We start from the raw sequence: 17,189 nt of genomic DNA, 5'->3' as shown, positions 1-17,189 counted from the left end.
ACCAGGCTCACATCATTGAAGTCAGTAAAAAACCCATCACTCCCAACACTACCACCGTTACCCCCACCATCATATATGGCAACCAGTTCACCGCCGTGGGCGGAGCCTTGTTTGCCACCGGGGCCTTGTCCAACAGCTCGACCGGTTCATCCGGGATGGCGCTAAGATCCTGATCCACGCATTGCAGCAGAATGTCCTGCCTGCGGCGACGGTATTCGATTTTGTTGAAAGCCCCGTCACAATACTGGCGGGCAATCAGACGCATCTCGGCGGCCAGCCGTTGTTCTTTTTCTGGCGTCATCATTGCACTTTCACCGCTATGACCGTGACGTTGTCCCGGGCCCCGGCTTGCAACGAACGCTCTATCAACGCCTGGGTGGCGGCTTCTACATCACCGCTGGCCAACAGACTGGCGATCTCTGCCTCTTCGAGCGCGCCGTAAAGGCCATCGCTGCACAGCAGATACACATCATTGGGTTTCAGTTCTACCAGGGTCACGTCGATATAAAGCGTTTCACTGGCACCTACTGCACGCGTGATGACGTTGGAGGCCGGATGATTGATCGCTTCCTGCGGGGTAATCATGCCTCGGGCCAACATTTCGTTGACCTGACTGTGATCATCGGACACCTGCTGCAGGGCTTGATCACGATAACGATAAAGGCGGGAATCGCCAGCCCACAGGCAAACGCCTACAGACTCGCGCATAAAAAATGACACCACCGTGCTGCCCATGGTGCGGCCTTCACAGTGGGTACGGGAGTAAGTACGGATTTTGTGATGCACTTCCAGCAGCGTATCTTCAATGGCATCCACCACCTCCGAAAGCGGCTGAGCCACGTCCACCCGCCCGATGGAAGCCGTAATCATCTGACTGGCTACCTCACCGGCTTCGTGTCCGCCCATTCCGTCTGCGACTACCCACAAACCATCGTTGTTGCGGTTGAGGAAGGCATCCTCATTCATGTTTCGAACTGCGCCACAATGAGTTGCCGCGCTGCTAAGCCAATGGGTCTGCACCATGCAGTTTCTTACTCGTTCTGAATGTCGTGTGTATTGTTACAGTTGTTGCTGCAAAAGGCCAATGGTGTGATCACATCCAGCGGGGTATTCCACCCCTGTTGTGCCCAGTCCCCTGCTAATAATGAAGTGTAGCATTGTGGAGACGGTAGATAACCACTGATGAGATGGGCGGGGGCAACACGCTCAGATCCGGCGCTGCTCCACAGACTGTAAGCAGGAAACCGCTGGCGCAGCAGTTCGTGCAGCAGATGGGGGTAGGTATGCAGAGGGTTCAGATCCTGTTGCTGGAACAGGGCAAGAGGGCGGCCCACTTCCCACTTGCCCTGACTGACCCGGTGCTCACTTTGCAGTGCTGGTATCAGGCCCAGCTGATGTTCCAGCTCACTCACCGGCAGATTATCCTGCAAGGTGCGAACCGCCAGCTCCTCCAGCGCCATAAACCAATCCGCCGACGTAATCAGTGGCGCCGTGGGCAAGGCATCGGCTGCCAACGGTTGCGCCAGCAGCAGTGGATAATAACGCCCTACTTTATCCACACTGGGCACCATCACGCCAGCCCATGCCTGCTGATCAAACACCCCGGCACTGAGCACAAACCGCCAAACGGGGCTAGTAAGATAGATCTCAAGCCATTGATTGCCGAGAATCTCCTGAGAGGCCAGCAGGCTGCGCTGCATCCAGTCATCCCAGCCGCTGGTGAACGCCATTGGCAATGTGCGGCTGATAAAATCCGCCTGTTGTGGCAACTTGCCGTGCAAGCCCGCTGAATTCCCGTCACTCATGGGATACCATTCCTCTTCGCCTAAACTCTGAATCTAGCTCTAACCTGACTTTAAATAGACATGGCTGTAACAAAGAATGCAGATAAAGTGATCAAGACAGCACAGTCCATGCTGATGATCGTGGCCATCCTCGGCTTGGGGCTGCTCACGGCGTGCAGCTCCTACCAGCACATTATCGACCATCAGCAATTCAGCAACGAGGTGCAGGATGGGGTCACTTTCCGTCACCGAATTCTGATGAACCCAGCAGCGCAGCAGGCCAACGCCCCTCAACCGAGGCCTCTGCACTGGCACGTGTACATCGAGGGAGACGGCCGCGCGGTGGATGCCCGAGGCCGCCCCAGCCTGGACCCTACACCCCGCACCCCCATGTTGTTAGAGATGATGAGCAAGGATACATCGCCTGCACTCTATCTGGGGCGACCCTGCTACTATCATACGCAAGATCCGGCCTGCAGCCCGGTGAGCTGGACTCTGGCCCGCTACAGCGAAGCAACCGTGGCCAGCATGGCAAGCGCGCTGCAACGCAGCCTTCCCGGCAATAACCCCATCACCTTGATTGGGCACAGCGGCGGCGGTACCCTGGCGGTATTACTGGCCCCCAGGCTGCCCAATGTTACCGGCGTGGTGACCCTGGCGGGCAACCTGCAGGTGGCAGAGTGGGTTCAGCACCACGGCTACAGCCCCCTCAGCCTGTCGCTGGACCCTGCAACCCAGCCTCCACTGCCGGAATGCATCCAGCAAGCCCACATGGCGGGCGCTCTGGATAAGGAGATTCTGCCGCGCTGGATCGAGGCATTCAGCCAGGCTCAGCCCAACGCCCGCTATCTGTCCATCGAGCGGGCCGATCATCGATCAGGCTGGCCCTTCTGGTGGACGCTGATCAATCTAGATACAACTATTGATAGTATGTGTGACAAAGTAACGAGGTAGACTCGAGCCCCTGAGGGTATACTTAACCCCATAATGGATTGAATTGAGGTGAACAATGCGTGCTCCCAAACGTTTTCAGGTAACCGGAACCGGTTTCTGCATCGGCTTTCTTAGCGTCATTCTCAGTGCCTGTGCATCGGCACCTGCGACCCAGCCCGGCGCGTCTGCCGCCGCCAGCGAAGCCAAAAACGCTGATGACCTCATGATCATCGATTGTCTGCTGCCAGGCCAGGTCAAAAGGCTGGGCACCCAGACCACATTCTTAACCGCTCGCCGCCCCGTCAAAACCACCGCCAGCGATTGTGAGATACGCGGCGGCGAGTACGTTGCGTTTGACCGGGCCGACTACGCCACTGCGCTGAAGATCTGGCTGCCTGTGGCGCAGTCCGGCGATGCTGAAGCCCAGACCTACGTAGGTGAGATTTATGAAAAGGGCCTGGGCCTGAAACCTGATTATCAGGCGGCCTCGATCTGGTACGAAAAAGCCGCCAAGCAGAACTTTTCCCGTGCCCAGATCAACCTCGGCAACCTGTATGAAAAAGGCCTGGGAGTGGCCCAGGATAAGGCCATGGCGCTGAACCTGTACCGCAGTGCCGCCGGTCTGGAAAGCGACGACCTGCTCTACTCCTCTACCGTGGAAGTTCGCGCTGTCGACCAGAAGGAGCTGACCCGCCTGAAAGATGAAGTCGCTTACAAGAGCCAGCAGTTAGCCGCTGCCGAAGGCCAACTGGCTAACGTGCAATCAGAACTGGCCCAGCGCAAACAAGCATTGGCTGCCGCCGAACAAACCCAGAAATCCGCCGAGCTGGCGTTGTTCGCCCAAGAGTCCAAGGATATTCATCAACAGAGCCAGGAGCTGATCAAGCAACTGCGCTCAGAGCTGCAATCAGCCCAACTTGAAGTCAGCACCCAGCAGAAGCAGCTGGCCGATGCCAGCCAGCAACTGCAGCAAATCAGCAATCAAATGGCGTCCACCAACACCAGCCTGCTGGAATCTGAAACGCTGATCGCCAGCGCAGACAGCATGCCGGTTATCGAAATCATTGACCCCCCCATGACCCTGATGCGCGGGCTGCCCACTATCCCCGTGAAATCCAACCTGACAGAAAAAGAAATCGTTGGCAAAATCAAGGCACCCCGCGGCTTGAAGAGCTTTGTGGTCAACGGCAAAGAGCAGACGGTTGATGAATACAACCTGTTCTGGGTGAACGTTCCCATCGACGGCAGCCGCAAAACCGTGAAAATGGAGGCCATCGACGATCAGGGCAACAAGGTTTCCTTTAACTTCAGCCTTGTACCGGATCAAACCTCAACCGTGGCCGCCGCAGCGCAGCCTACCGAACAGAAAGGCCTGGCGGTCAAGTCTGGCATCAACCTGGGCAACTACCATGCCCTGGTAATCGGTAACAACGAATATCGCGAGTATCCTGCACTGAAAACGGCCGTTAACGATGCCACCGAAACCGCACAATTACTGGAATCTAAATTCGGGTTTAAAACCACCATACTGAAAAACGCCACCCGTTATGAGATCCTCGCGGCGCTGAACGAACTGCGAGAAACCCTGACCGATCAGGATAACCTGCTGATCTATTACGCAGGCCACGGTGAAATAGACAACAAAACCGAAAAGGGCTTCTGGCTGCCAGTGGATGCCGAACAAGGCAATCCGCGTAATTGGATTTCCAACAGCGCCATATCAGACATCCTCAACACACTAAAAGCCAAACACGTGATGGTAGTGGCTGATTCCTGCTATGCGGGCACCCTGTCCGTAGCGGCCATGCCCCGCGTGGATGAATCCATGCCCGAAGAGCTGCAGAAAGAATGGATAATGGCCATGTCTCAGGCCCGCGCGCGCACCGTTCTGACCTCCGGTGGTGTTGCCCCGGTGCTGGATGGCGGCGGTGACGGACACTCGGTGTTCTCCCGCGCGTTCTTGGAAACTTTGAACAGCAGCAACGGCATCATAGAAGGCCACTCGATTTACCGCGAAGTACTGAGCAAGGTAAAGAGCAAAGCGCGTAGTCTGAACGTACAACAGGTTCCCGAATACGCACCGGCCCGCTATGCAGGCCACGAGGCCGGAGAGTTCTTCTTCAATCCTGGCACCACCATTTAACTCTGCAGAGGCAGCAAAGACAGGATGTCGAGCCGCGTTCTTTCCGCTTACTTTGATGATTTTCGCAAAGGCAAAAAACAACGGGAAGAGCTGCGGCGTTTTATGGAGGACGCCATCGGCAAAGAGCCCATGCGGCGTGGCCATTTCATGGGCTGGCTGGATCAGGCACAATACGAACACCCGATTCCAGTCACCGAATTTCTGCTGCTGAGAAAAGAGATAGAAGCCACCTTGGATAACGACGACCAAACGCGCATCGATCAACCGGTGGAGCCGATCATAACCAGCCCCGACGCCGACACCCTGGTTGCAGGGGACGAAGAAGCCACCATCGTGGCCCCCAGCATGCATGCCCACCAGGATGACGCCACCGAAGTGTCACTGGGTAGCCAACCCAGCGACATGGCGCGCCTGCACGATGTGCCTACCTTGATAGGCACAACCGCTGTGGATGATTCTGCCGAATTTTCTGCCGAGCCTGCTGATCATCCGTCTGACAGCGCGGCCGCCGAGGAGCATGATGCGACCATGATCACCAGCGCGGAAGAAGTCCGTGCCATGACCATGCCATCGGTGGTCACCTCGATCAATCAGGATCAGCAACCCACGCCACACCGCCCCTCAACAGCATCCAACAGAATGGATCACAAGCCGTCGCGCTCATTCAACCCGCCCAACTGGATGTGGTTGGCAGGCGCCTTGATACTGGGGGCCATGGTGCTGGGGTACTGGGGCACACGCCCGATGGCCACCGTCATCACAGAAGACAACAACCCCGCCAGTAACGAACCGACACAACAATCCATAACCCCCGAGCCCGCGCCTAACCCCGAGCCAGTGTTTAGTGAATCCGCCGTTAATGAAACAGAATTCAACGCGCCGACCGTCGAAGCGGAGCCGGCACCGCAAGCGCCTGCCACTACCGAGCCGGAAGCCGCATCGCAGCCCTCCCCCCTGACGGCAGACCTGAGCGCTGCCGACGCACTGACATTGTTAAAAGAACGAGCCGATCAAGGGCTGCTGCTGCCACTGGAAGACCCTGGCAACGCCCATGAAGTATTGCGTTTTATGCAGGCTGAATACCCTCTCGAGCCGGAACTGTCGGAAGCGAGGGTGTATCTGAAGGACATCTACGTCGCGGCCAGTAAGAAAGCGCAGGGACGGGCCGAATGGGATGATTCGCAACTGCTGCTGGACGCCGCCTTTGAGGTGCTCAGCCCAGCTTCACGCTAAGCATCTGCTGCTTGCAACCACCTCTGTCTGCAACCTTATTGCTCGTTAGCCCGATTGCGCAGCAGCATAATGCGATCATCATTGGGGAACAGCCGCTCTGCCAGCTCAAGATGTTTCTGCACATCTTCACGCCGCCCCTCCAATGCCAGTAACTGGGCACGTTTGAAGAACCGGTTCTTAACCCGGTTAATTCCTTCCAACGCGTCACTGTCCTGAGGGTCCACTTGCAACACCAGCTGATAGGCCTCAAACGCATTGCTGCCCTGAGGCGACACCAGCCGCCCCACTTTGAAATGGGCCTCCGCCACGGCCATGAGGCGATCGACCTTGGCCTGTTCTTTGGCAGACAACACGCCACTTTGAACGACATCCACCCCAGGCTGAACGATCTTGTGGTCGCGCTGGGTTTTGAACCACATGCCACCGGCAACCGCCAGAGCCAACACCACCCCGGCAGCCAGAGAAATCACCAGTTTATTGCTGCCTTTACTGGCCGCAGGCTGCACCGCTTTTTGTAAGTCATCCCGAAACGCAGCCGCTGTCTGATAGCGCTGCTGTACATCTTTGGCCAGCGCTTTTTTGATGATCCCATCGAAGGCCTTGGGCACCGACTGATCTTTGTGAGTGGGCCGATCCGGCTCTGCCGACAACACGCTGTGCATAATGGCGTGGGTGTTATCCCCGGCGAAGGGCTTTCTGCCCACCAACAGTTCGTACAATACGACGCCGGTGGAAAACAGATCACTGCGGGCATCCACTGGCAAGCCTTTGCACTGCTCCGGCGACATATACGAAGGCGTTCCCAGCACGCTGCCCATCTGGGTCAGTTCGGCATTGTCGACCCTGGCGATACCAAAGTCGGCCAGTTTGATCTGACCATTGTGGGTAATGAACACGTTGGCAGGCTTGATATCCCGATGCACAATGCCCAGTTTATGGGTGTAATCCAACGCACTCAAAATGGCGCTGATGATGTGCACGGTTTCCGATGGGCTGTACTTGCGACCCTCTTTAATCAGGGTTTTCAGATCGTGACCTTCAACGTACTCCATGACGAAATAGGGAGTGCCGCGATCCTGGTCGAATTCGTAAATAGATACGATGTTGGCGTGATTGAGACGCCCTACCGCCTGGGCCTCATTACGAAAACGATCCAGCAACTCGCGCCCCATCTCGGTGTCCAGCAACGAGGCGTGGATGGTCTTAATGGCTACTGCACGGGCAATATTCGGGTCAAAGCCTTTATACACCACCCCCATCGCACCTTTGCCAAGCAATCCCTGAATTTGGTATTTGCCGAGTGTCTGGGGTTGGCTCATGGGGTGGCGTCCTGACCTATTAAGTGATGAATACGTTAGTAAAGCTTAGCAAGGGTAACAAACAAAGGGGCCAGATCTGGCCCCTTTTGTGCTGATTATGAGTGGAGTATATCGCCTCAGGCCAACAATTCGTAGACGTGATAAGCCTCAGGCAGGTATTGATCAATGGTGGAACCCAGATAGCTGGCATTGTTAGGGATACCGTCACCGGTCAGGAACACGCGGAACTGACGGGGCGACTTGGGTGCAGTCATGTCAGCAGGCACTTCCGCCCACATATAGATTGTGCGCCGGGGCATCAGATATTCCACGTGAACGATAGTGGCCTTTTCAGGCAAATCGATGGTCTGGGTTTCTTTGGAAATCGGGACTTCAAACTTGTGGATGGTTCTCATGTAATACTCTCGGTCAGAACTCGTACGGATGGCCAAAGGCACAATAGTCATGCGCTTCTATGATAGGCCCAATGATTGCCAATACGATGATCGACGTCAAACGATTTTGAAAAGTCGCAATTAGGCCTAATGCTTAGGCCAACAAACCGTAAAGCGAGTAGAGTATTAACCAGGAGACCACACCCATTAACAGACAGGGCCCCAGGTTGGTTTCAATGGTCGATGCATCCTTCAAATCACCACGCAGCAGATCCTTTCTCACACCAGTACTTCCTTTTGTTATACGGCCATACACGTCAGTCATAAAAGTAGTAGAAGGATCGTCATTTCGCACGATGTGTATCCTGTTTTTACATGGAATTTCTGATTTAATCTTTTATCAGAGCCGGATAACAAAAATATGACAGTTAATTGATGGGGATGCGTCATGACCGCGTGGAAAGGCAGGGTGGAAAAGGGGTTCGGAGCGCTTGCGCATAATTTGTACGATCACCCGCTTCGCGCGCTGCTACTGCTACTGCTGGTGATCGGCGTTATGGCCACGCAACTGCGCCACATCTACTTTGATACCTCCACCGAAGGGTTTCTGTCGCCGCAACATCCTGCGATCCAGGCCTATGACCAGTTCCGTGAGGAGTTTGGCCGCGATGAACTGGTGATTGTGGGGGCGGTAACAGATGACGTGCTCACCCCCGCCTTCGCCAACCGTTTCAAAGCTCTGTTCGAGGCGGTAGATAAGGGGCTGCCCGCCACGGAATCCGTGGATTCACTGCTCAACGCCCGCTATGTTCACGGTGCCGACGATGAACTGATGGTGGAAGACCTGTTCGAGCCCTGGCCCAAAAGTGAGGACGATTTCCAGGAAATCCTGCGCCGCATCAACAGTAATAATCTCTACCGGGGCCTGTTTATAAGCCGCGACCAGACCATGGCCACCATCGTCGTTCGCTTGCATTATATTCAACCGGACGAAACCCTTGATCCACGCAAGGCGCAGGCGTTGGCGGACGCCCAAACCGCGGCATTTCTGCAAACGCTGAACGCGATACTGGATCAACATCGCAGTGATGATATGCTGCTTTATGTGGCAGGCTCGCCAGTGGTAACCGACCTGCTGCGCACCAGCATGATGAGCGATATGCGCACCTTCTCTTTGTGGGTGATTGCCGCTATCGCCGTGTTATTGTTCGTTCTGTTCCGCCGCATCTTTGCCGTGGTGTTTCCCCTGATCGTGGTGATCTTGAGTGATCTGCTTACCGTCAGCCTGATGGGGCTGTTTCACCAGCCGCTACAACTCCCCACCGCCATGCTGCCTTCGTTTCTGATGGTGGTGGGCATTGGTGACTCCATCCATTTTCTGAGCCTGTTTTTTTCGGAGTTCAACCGTACAGGAGACAAGCGCAGCGCCATCGTACACGCCCTTGAACACAGTGGGTTGGCGATGTTTTTGACCAGCCTGACCACCGCTGCCGGGATGGCGTCTTTTTCCAATGCCGACCTGCTGCCTATCTCCAACCTGGGTGTTTTCACTGCAGCAGGGGTTATGTTTGCGTTCCTCATCAGCATCATCGTGTTACCTACCGCCCTGCGCCTGCTGCCCATTAAGCCAAAACCCTTGGGAACATCACCCCACACCGCTCCCCTTATGAATCGGTTGATCGATGGCGCTACCCACATCAGCTTCCATTATCCAAAATCCGTAGTATTCAGTTGCATCACCCTGTTTGCCGCCTCTGCCATATTGGTCTCCCAGATGGAGTTCAGCCACAACCCACTGAAATGGCTACCCGACGACATGCCCGCCAAGCAGAGCATACAAACCATCGATCGCGAGCTGGGGGGCAGCATCTCGCTGGAAATAGTGGTGGATACCGGGCAAGAAACCGGCATCTATGATCCTGGCTTTCTGCGCAAACTGGAGCAACTGTGTGCAGAGCTGGGCGCAGTCTCCACTCCGGAATTCGAGGTTAACAAAGTACTTTCGATCACCGATCTGATCAAAGAAAGCAACCGCGCCCTGCACGACAACGATGAAGCTTACTACCGCATCCCAGACGACCGGGCGTTGGTGGCCCAAGAGCTATTTTTATTGGAGCTAAGTGGTTCAGAAGATCTGTTCCGACTGGTAAACCGGGAATACAGCAAAGCCCGCATTACCCTCACGCTGCCCTGGATCAACGCGCTGCTATATGCCCCGTTGATGGATACACTGGAACAGCGCTTCCACGACCATCTGGGGCCCGGCTACAGCGTTACCATCACCGGTTTGATTCCCCTGCTGGGCAGCACCCTGAACTCGGTTATTCATTCCGCCGCGCAAGCCTATGTCATCGCCATTATTGTGATCAGCCTGATTATGATTGTGCTGCTGGGCAACTTTAAACTGGGTCTGATCAGCATGTTCCCCAACATCCTGCCCATCGCCATGGTGATCGCATTGATGCAACTGAATGGTGTGCCATTTGATATGTTCACCATCCTGATCGGCTCCATCGCCATCGGCCTCTGTGTGGACGATACCGTCCACTTCATGCACCACTTTGGTCGCTACCGGGAACGGGGCTGCGATACCAAAGAAGCCATTAGCCGCACCCTGCATACCGCTGGCCGCGCCATGCTGGTGACCAGTATCGTGCTGTGCAGCGGCTTTCTGGTACTGACCCTGTCCGAACTGAACAATTTCACCCATTTTGGTGTGTATTCCGCCCTCTGCATCATGCTGGCACTACTGGCGGATTTTCTGCTGGCTCCGGCCCTGATGACTCTGTTAAACCCGGTCCGCCTGCAGAGCACACCTGATGCTCCATCAGATGACTCACCAACTGCTACACTTAACCGAAATAATTAAACGGATTCCCTTGCCATGCGGGCAATGATCGTCGACATATCCAAATCCCTTTCCGTTCTGCTGAGCCAGCACATGGCCTCCCAGCAAATCAAACCTCTGGCCCTGACCCAAGGCCATGAAGCGCTGGAAATGCTGAAGCGAGCCCGCTGTGATCTGGTGTGCGTCGCCATGCACCTGGAGGACATGGACGGCATCGAATTCGTAAAAGCCGTGCGCAGCCTGAAGAATCAACAGGACACCCACGTGGTGATGCTCACCACCAACGAAAACCGCGACACCCTGAGCAAAGCCATGAAAGCCGGGGTAAATGAGCTATTCCGCAAAGACCAACTCAATAAGTTACTGGAACACATCACCAGCTGGGCCCAAAAAATCAAGCTGGAACACATCCACGGCAACATCCTCTATGTAGAAGACAACAAAGCGACCGCATTGGTTGTAAGCGAACAGTTGAAGCACAGCGGCTACACCGTGCAACAGGTCACCAGCGGCACTGCGGCACTGGATCTGTTGGACACCCAAAAGTTTGACCTGTTGATGGTGGATTATATTCTGGAAGGCAGCATGACCGGACTGGAGCTGGTGCAGGAGGTGCGCCTTAACCAGAGCCAACCTTTTGAACACCCGATTTTGGTGCTCTCCGGCCAGGAGGACGACAACAAGAAAGTGGAAATCCTCCGCTCCGGTGCCAACGACTATTTAGACAAGCGCGCCAGCTACGATGAAATGATGGTGCGAGTAAACAACCTGATCCGCACCAAGCGTCTCTTTGAACAAGTGCAGTACCAGCAGGAAAAACTACAGCACCTAGCCATGACCGATCAGCTCACCAGCCTGCACAATCGCCACTACCTGTTTGAGGCGGCCCCGCAAAAGCTCAGCGAGGCCCAGCGCCACCAATTCCCCGTTGCCTTAATCATCGCCGACCTGGATAAATTCAAAAGCATTAACGATTCCCACGGCCACGCCACCGGCGATCAGGTATTGAAAGAAACCGGCGTGCTGCTGCGTAAACTGTGCCGCAAAGAGGACATCGTGGCCCGCTTTGGCGGCGAAGAGTTTGTCATCCTGCTGAGCCACTGCAACCAAGCCCAGGCGCTGGACAAAGCAGAGTCCATTCGTGCCGCTCTGCTGGAATTGAAACCAGCTCAACTGCGGGTATCCGCCAGCTTTGGTGTGGCATGCCTGGAAGGGGGCAACCAGCAAAATTTCAACGACCTGTTCAGCGACGCAGACACAGCGGTGTACCTGGCTAAAAACAATGGGCGCAATCGGGTTGAGCTGCATAAAAATTAAGCTCTACTGACGCAGCCCATGGTGGAACACAGCTACCAGAACAGGCAAAAAAGCCAATTTGACCCGCCTCCCCACGGGAAATTTCCCCAAGCCTGTCTATTATTATCTAGACATTACTTTGGGGAATGGATCATGAAGTGGATCGCACATATTCTGCTACTCGCTTTTACGCTGCTTGCTGCCAATGTCCAGGCGGAGGAAGAAGGCGAAGGCGCACCGAAAGAGGAAGTCATTTACGTTGAGTTGACGCCCGCCTTCGTGACTAATTATCAATCACGCAAAATGGGCTACTTGAAAGCCGATGTGACTCTTAAAGTAAAAGGCGGACAAACCGCCGAAGCAGTGGATCGCCATCAACAGGCCATTCGCCACCATCTGGTCATGCTGTTCAGCGCTCAGACAGAAGAAGGCCTCAGCTCCATGGAGGGCAAACAGCTGCTGAAAGAAAACGCGCTTACCGAAGTGGTAAACGCCCTGCAAAACGAAGGGGAGCCCGCTGACGTTCAGGACATATTGTTCACCAGCTTCATAGTTGATTAACCCATCACCACCACAGGTGAAGTACTCAGTGGGCTATGACATAATCAGCGCCCTCGCGTAATTATGTGATCTTCATGTCCAGGCACCGCCAAAAAGACCTGCTTAACGCGCCCATCGTACCCACGCTAAGCAGCATGACGATTCCCACCATATTCGGAATCGTCGCCATACTCCTGTTCAATTTAGTGGATACTTACTTCATCGGCCTGATGGGTGCACAGGAACTGGCAGCGGTCAGTTTTACGTTTCCGGTATCCAACGTGCTGATGAATATCTCCATGGGTATAGGCATCGGCACGGCCATTCACATTGCCTCCCGCATTGGTCGCGGCGATCTGGCGGAGGCACGGGCCACCGCCGCCCACGCCCTGACGTTAGCGCTCACTATCGCTATGCCTATTGGGATACTGGGCAACCTGACCATCACACCCCTGTTCGAACTGCTAGGGGCCGCCCCCGACACCATCCATCTGATCAGGGAATACATGACCTTGTGGTATGGCGGCTTCTTTCTGCTGGTGATCCCCATGGTGGGCAACAGCGTGATCCGCGCCACCGGCGATACCCGCACACCAAGCATCGTTATGGCCATCGCAGGCCTGGTGAATGGCATCCTTGACCCGCTCTTGATCTTTGGCATTGGCCCGTTTCCCGAACTGGGTATACGGGGAGCCGCCATCGCCACCGTGATTGCCTGGGGCTTCTCGGCGGTAGCCGTGCTGGTTGTATTGGTGAATCGACGCAAGCTGATGAGGTTCGCGGATGCTCTGGAGCCAAAGCGGGAACATTGGGCCTCTATTCTACGGGTAGCACTACCGGCTACCGCCACCAATATGATGTCACCGGTAGCGGCTGCCGTGCTCACCGCCATGGCAGCCCGCCACGGCCATTATGCTGTGGCCGGGCTGGGCGTTGGCACCCGTATCGAGGCTTTGGCGCTGGTGGTGATCATCGCACTGTCCTCCGCCCTGACACCCTTTGTGGGGCAGAATTTCGGTGCCCGCAACAGCCTGCGCATCCGCGAAGCCGTGCGCATCGTGCTGACTTTTGCCTTCTTCTGGGAGCTGGGCATCGCCGCACTGCTCTATCTGGGAGGGGGCTGGGTGGCCACACTGTTTACCGATGACACAGCAACCCGGCAGGCCATCATCTGGTATCTGCTGCTGGTACCCATCTCTTATGCCTGCCAAAGCCTGGTGATTCTAAGCTGCTCTACCCTCAACGCCCTGCACATGCCGCTCTATGGCACCTTGATCAGCGTGCTGCGGCTATTTTTGCTGACCATCCCCCTGGCATGGCTGGGAACCTGGCTATTCGACCTGAAGGGCTTGTACGGCGGCATCGCAGTGGCCAACATCATCGCCGGGATCGGCACCGTGGTGTGGTTATCCTATAAACTGCCGAAGCTGTCCTATTAATGGCCTCCCGGCTTCTTTACACTAGCCCTATTCCGATGCAATCAGGTTTCAACCATGTCGAAAGAAGCACGCCGCCGCCCGATACTGCGCGCCAGCAACACGGCCCATGGCTTTTTCACTACATTATTTGATTTTTCGTTTACCAAGTTCATCACCGTGCAGATGTTTCCGGTGCTGTATGGCGTGATCCTGGCCTCTACCCTGATTGGCGTAGTCTACTTTATCGTTGAGGCCTTTCTGACCTCCTGGTGGCGAGGCTTGTTCTATCTATTTGTGGCAGGGCCTGTGAGCTTCATCACCATAGCCACCATCACCCGGGCGTTGATGGAATTCTATCTGGTGGTATTTCACATCTACGAGGATATGGACGAGATCAGGACAATATCAAAGCGCTTTTCCGGACTGTCGGAAAGCGTGGAATCGGTGCGCGGCATCACCCGTAAATTTCCGTTTTTGAACGGTGCCATCGGCAAGGCGAAAGACGAAGATCCAGACGACTCAACCCGCAACCGCAAGCGACGGACGCGGGTCGAACCCTAGCAGGTGACACAACTACGACCATGATGAAGCTCCGCAAAGTGCATGCCACGCTCACCAGTACTTCACCCGGAACCTTGCGTTATCATGAATCTCACTGAGCACACAGACATTCGCCTCCGCTTCGATCATCTGTAACGTAACCGGGTTGCTACTGTAGGCAGCATCATTCCACCAAACTATTTCCGCATCACTGAACAAGCTCATATCATGCAGGTGCTGTCCGGTAGTGGTGACGTACCGGCATCAAGGTCAAGCTCGGTGCTGGCTTCGTGCTGCCATCAACACCCCGGCGCAAAACATGACACACTTTATAAACATAGTTTTTCTATCCCTGAATATGATTGATATATGGTTGTTAACCAAAGAAATTATATCGATTCGTTTCAGAGATAATATGTGGCAAATTGTCGCAGACTTACGCGGGCGTTACTGATTGACGCCCGCCCAACAGAATGCGCACCGCGTTACAGGCATCTTCCAGCTGATCCAGATCCGGTTCCTGCCCCAGTATCATTTCGCTGAAAATACAGGATTCACCGATACGACACATAAAATAAGACAGGCTGTCGATGTTCATGCTGGGATGCATGAGCCCTTTGTCGGTTTCCTGCTTGAGCAGTTCGGTGTTCAGCTCAACCATGCGGGAATGGAAAGCACAGCTTTTAGACGAGAGAATGCTGATCGCATACTGGCTGTCGGCGTGCAACCAGTTGCGCATGGCCGTCATGTTAATGATCGCAGTGTTAACCTGACGAAACACGTTCACAACGTACTCGACGCCTTCGCCAGCGCAATCCCGGCGCGCATCGTAAACCGTGGGCTTGTAGATAGACCACATGATTTCGCCCATCAACAGATCTTTATTGCCAATCCAGCGAAACAGCGTGGCACGGCTCACCCCCAGCTCTTCAGCCAGTTCACCCAGGTTCAGTTTCTGAGTGTTAAGCCAATGCTTCTTTGCCAACTGAAAGGCATCCATTGGCGTGGCTCGGGGGCGAACTACGTCCTCTGCCAACGCCTTGGACAAGGGGGTCTTATTCTTTGGCACGTTTACCTCACTGTTCAAATCGATACGTACTATCGAACCTGTTTTTGCATCTTTCCGTTGTCGATTTGATCCAGTAAGAAAAACGTCCCTCAGGCACTGGCCTGATTCTGGGAGTACTCCTGTAATTCGCGTTGCTCCTCGACCTTGAGGACCCCCACGCACTGATCAATGGTACGGCTGATCGTGGTGGCGTTGCGAATCATCTCCAATTTAGGCCAGGTACTGGTTTCGCCGCTGCGAATATACCGGGCCACATCCTCAGGAGACGCATTAGACAATATACGGAACGCATTCATGGGCTGACGAGCCGGGACGATATTGATGTCGCCCTGATAACGCTGGGACACAATAGAGTGCGCCTTGTCCACCAGCAGAGCCAAACCACGATTACTGATACGGTTCTTGGTAAAATCCAGTACCTGATTCACATTGTATCGAGCATTGCTGATCACCATATCCTTCAGGTATGAGCCGACGGTTTTATGGGACGCCTCTGCGCGAGACAGGAATGGCAGTACATGGGGGTTGGTCTGACTGACGATGGAGTGATTCACCCCATAGATACGAGCCAGACGCTGAATCGGCAAATCGTTCTTAATAGAACCATCCACCCATTGACGAGAAGGAATATAAGGCACCTTTTCGCCATTAATATTTTTGGCCCACAACATTACGGGTGGGTACACGTAAGGGATTGCGCAGGATGCCAGAGAAGCTTTGCGGATCAGCACGTGAGGCGAGGTCACCGCATTCAGCAGGCGCGACTCCTGGTGAGGGTCTGCAGGGGAAACCGTAATATTGATGCGACGCCCCGTGCGCTTGAAAGCCTCTTCGAAGGTGAGATCCTGAACGTTACGCTCCAGACACAGCTCCAACTGAGCAGGATCAAGCAGCCCCTTACCACGCAAAGTGCCACGCCAGCCCACCATGCGGAACGCTTCCGCGTAGATGTACTCAGCATCCAGCATCACTTTCAATTCATCATCGGTATGGGTTGCCACCACCGACGCCATAATGGAACCCGCGCTGGAGCCAGAAATGATGCTGGAGAGTAGATCGTTCTCCCACATGGCTTTGAGCACGCCCAGATGGAACAGCCCCAGAGCGGCACCGCCACTCAGCATCAGGGCTGATTCGCCGAATGCCTGATGGGTACGCTCAAAAAAATCCAGTTTCTGAACCAGTGAAAAATTGGGAAAATCTGTTTCACAGATCCATTTCAGACTGATACAGACTTCTTCGAGATAATCGCTGATCAGCTTTTTGGTGCCAAAATAGCACTGCTGATACAGCATGGGGTTAGCGATTCGGCCCAGGTTTCCGTGCAGGCCTTCGTTTATGTAGAACACCAGCTGATTGACATCACCACGCTGTCGGGCGGTGCGCAGCTCGTTATAACGCAGGCGGATCATTTTATAGTCGTAATGGGGGGAAGCATCCTCTTCGCGCCACTCATCATTGCCGGACAGACGATCGTATTCCCGGGCCGCATCGGACCAGGCTTGGTAGTCTTCAGCATGATCCATTGCTTCCAGACAGGCTTTCAAAGCTCGCTTCATAACTTCTACCTTCCCCCGTACTACAAAACTTTTGTGAAAATCAGGTGGTTACGCTCTTTTAATTGTTCTCTATGTGTAACATTGATCCTGCTTGGTTTCACCAAATGTTTCATGACAATTTATGCAAGATTTG

General features: G+C 54.6%; 17 protein-coding genes. 8 read left to right on the top strand and 9 right to left on the bottom strand.

The annotated features are described in order from the left end of the window. Positions 1 to 7: 7 nt before the first annotated feature. Genes Kalk_RS16560 through tagF form a run of 3 tightly spaced genes read right to left on the bottom strand, consistent with a single transcriptional unit; the run spans position 8 to position 1,805 of the window. Positions 8 to 304 carry a hypothetical protein gene (locus Kalk_RS16560; protein ID WP_101895309.1) on the bottom strand — a complete coding sequence of 99 codons (297 nt, stop codon included), beginning with the start codon at positions 302 to 304 and terminating at the stop codon, positions 8 to 10. Then, positions 301 to 1,023, bottom strand: coding sequence for a PP2C family protein-serine/threonine phosphatase (locus Kalk_RS16555; protein ID WP_101895308.1), 723 nt, complete (start codon positions 1,021 to 1,023; stop codon positions 301 to 303). The genes Kalk_RS16560 and Kalk_RS16555 overlap by 4 nt, the downstream gene beginning before the upstream one ends. Before the next feature lie 8 nt (positions 1,024 to 1,031). Then, positions 1,032 to 1,805, bottom strand: a complete 774-nt coding sequence (gene tagF / locus Kalk_RS16550; RefSeq protein ID WP_101895307.1) for a type VI secretion system-associated protein TagF — start codon at positions 1,803 to 1,805, stop codon at positions 1,032 to 1,034. A gap of 87 nt (positions 1,806 to 1,892) precedes the next feature. Here tagF and Kalk_RS16545 point away from each other — a divergent pair, with 87 nt between their 5' ends. The 3 genes from Kalk_RS16545 to Kalk_RS16535 are packed head-to-tail and all read left to right on the top strand — an operon-like array spanning position 1,893 to position 6,093. Then, positions 1,893 to 2,738 carry an alpha/beta fold hydrolase gene (locus Kalk_RS16545; protein ID WP_158643542.1) on the top strand — a complete coding sequence of 282 codons (846 nt, stop codon included), beginning with the start codon at positions 1,893 to 1,895 and terminating at the stop codon, positions 2,736 to 2,738. Between the two features lie 55 nt (positions 2,739 to 2,793). Then, entirely contained in the window at positions 2,794 to 4,860 is a 2,067-nt protein-coding gene (locus Kalk_RS16540; protein ID WP_101895305.1) for a caspase family protein, read from the top strand. Between the two features lie 24 nt (positions 4,861 to 4,884). Next, positions 4,885 to 6,093 carry a hypothetical protein gene (locus tag Kalk_RS16535; protein WP_101895304.1) on the top strand — a complete coding sequence of 403 codons (1,209 nt, stop codon included), beginning with the start codon at positions 4,885 to 4,887 and terminating at the stop codon, positions 6,091 to 6,093. 35 nt (positions 6,094 to 6,128) lie between these two features. On the opposite strand, the gene Kalk_RS16530 is transcribed toward Kalk_RS16535, so the two are convergent. The 3 genes from Kalk_RS16530 to Kalk_RS21615 form a co-directional block, all read right to left on the bottom strand. Continuing rightward, positions 6,129 to 7,412, bottom strand: a complete 1,284-nt coding sequence (locus Kalk_RS16530; protein WP_101895303.1) for a serine/threonine protein kinase — start codon at positions 7,410 to 7,412, stop codon at positions 6,129 to 6,131. 116 nt (positions 7,413 to 7,528) lie between these two features. Next, positions 7,529 to 7,807 (bottom strand): DUF7352 domain-containing protein, encoded by a 279-nt coding sequence (locus Kalk_RS16525; RefSeq protein ID WP_101896366.1) that lies wholly within the window; start codon positions 7,805 to 7,807, stop codon positions 7,529 to 7,531. A 133-nt stretch (positions 7,808 to 7,940) separates the two neighbouring features. Then, positions 7,941 to 8,069, bottom strand: a complete 129-nt coding sequence (locus tag Kalk_RS21615) for a hypothetical protein (RefSeq protein ID WP_267892396.1) — start codon at positions 8,067 to 8,069, stop codon at positions 7,941 to 7,943. Positions 8,070 to 8,234: 165 nt separating this feature from the next. Here Kalk_RS21615 and Kalk_RS16520 point away from each other — a divergent pair, with 165 nt between their 5' ends. The 5 genes from Kalk_RS16520 (at position 8,235) to Kalk_RS16500 (ending at position 14,449) form a co-directional block, all read left to right on the top strand. Further along, a complete protein-coding gene (locus tag Kalk_RS16520; RefSeq protein WP_101895302.1) occupies positions 8,235 to 10,655 on the top strand; it encodes an efflux RND transporter permease subunit in 2,421 nt (806 codons plus the stop codon). A gap of 15 nt (positions 10,656 to 10,670) precedes the next feature. Next, entirely contained in the window at positions 10,671 to 11,951 is a 1,281-nt protein-coding gene (locus Kalk_RS16515) for a diguanylate cyclase (RefSeq protein WP_101895301.1), read from the top strand. Between the two features lie 132 nt (positions 11,952 to 12,083). Continuing rightward, on the top strand, positions 12,084 to 12,491 hold the full coding sequence (locus Kalk_RS16510; protein WP_158643541.1) for a flagellar basal body-associated FliL family protein: 408 nt from the start codon (positions 12,084 to 12,086) through the stop codon (positions 12,489 to 12,491). 74 nt (positions 12,492 to 12,565) lie between these two features. Then, complete coding sequence (locus Kalk_RS16505) at positions 12,566 to 13,909, top strand: MATE family efflux transporter (protein ID WP_101895299.1); 1,344 nt, start codon at positions 12,566 to 12,568, stop codon at positions 13,907 to 13,909. A 54-nt stretch (positions 13,910 to 13,963) separates the two neighbouring features. Further along, positions 13,964 to 14,449 (top strand): DUF4282 domain-containing protein, encoded by a 486-nt coding sequence (locus Kalk_RS16500; RefSeq protein WP_101895298.1) that lies wholly within the window; start codon positions 13,964 to 13,966, stop codon positions 14,447 to 14,449. Positions 14,450 to 14,500: 51 nt separating this feature from the next. Here Kalk_RS16500 and Kalk_RS21260 read toward each other — a convergent pair whose 3' ends face one another. The 3 genes from Kalk_RS21260 to Kalk_RS16490 form a co-directional block, all read right to left on the bottom strand. Further along, a complete protein-coding gene (locus Kalk_RS21260) occupies positions 14,501 to 14,653 on the bottom strand; it encodes a hypothetical protein (RefSeq protein WP_158643540.1) in 153 nt (50 codons plus the stop codon). A gap of 211 nt (positions 14,654 to 14,864) precedes the next feature. Next, the gene (locus Kalk_RS16495; RefSeq protein ID WP_233716674.1) at positions 14,865 to 15,497 is read right to left on the bottom strand and encodes a QsdR family transcriptional regulator; all 633 of its coding nucleotides are present in this window, start codon (positions 15,495 to 15,497) and stop codon (positions 14,865 to 14,867) included. A gap of 89 nt (positions 15,498 to 15,586) precedes the next feature. Further along, positions 15,587 to 17,056 (bottom strand): DUF3336 domain-containing protein, encoded by a 1,470-nt coding sequence (locus Kalk_RS16490; RefSeq protein WP_101895297.1) that lies wholly within the window; start codon positions 17,054 to 17,056, stop codon positions 15,587 to 15,589. Positions 17,057 to 17,189: the final 133 nt, after the last annotated feature.

Source organism: Ketobacter alkanivorans (assembly GCF_002863865.1).
Taxonomy (GTDB): Bacteria; Pseudomonadota; Gammaproteobacteria; order Pseudomonadales; family Ketobacteraceae; genus Ketobacter; species Ketobacter alkanivorans.
This window is presented reverse-complemented; position numbering and strand designations above follow the sequence as displayed.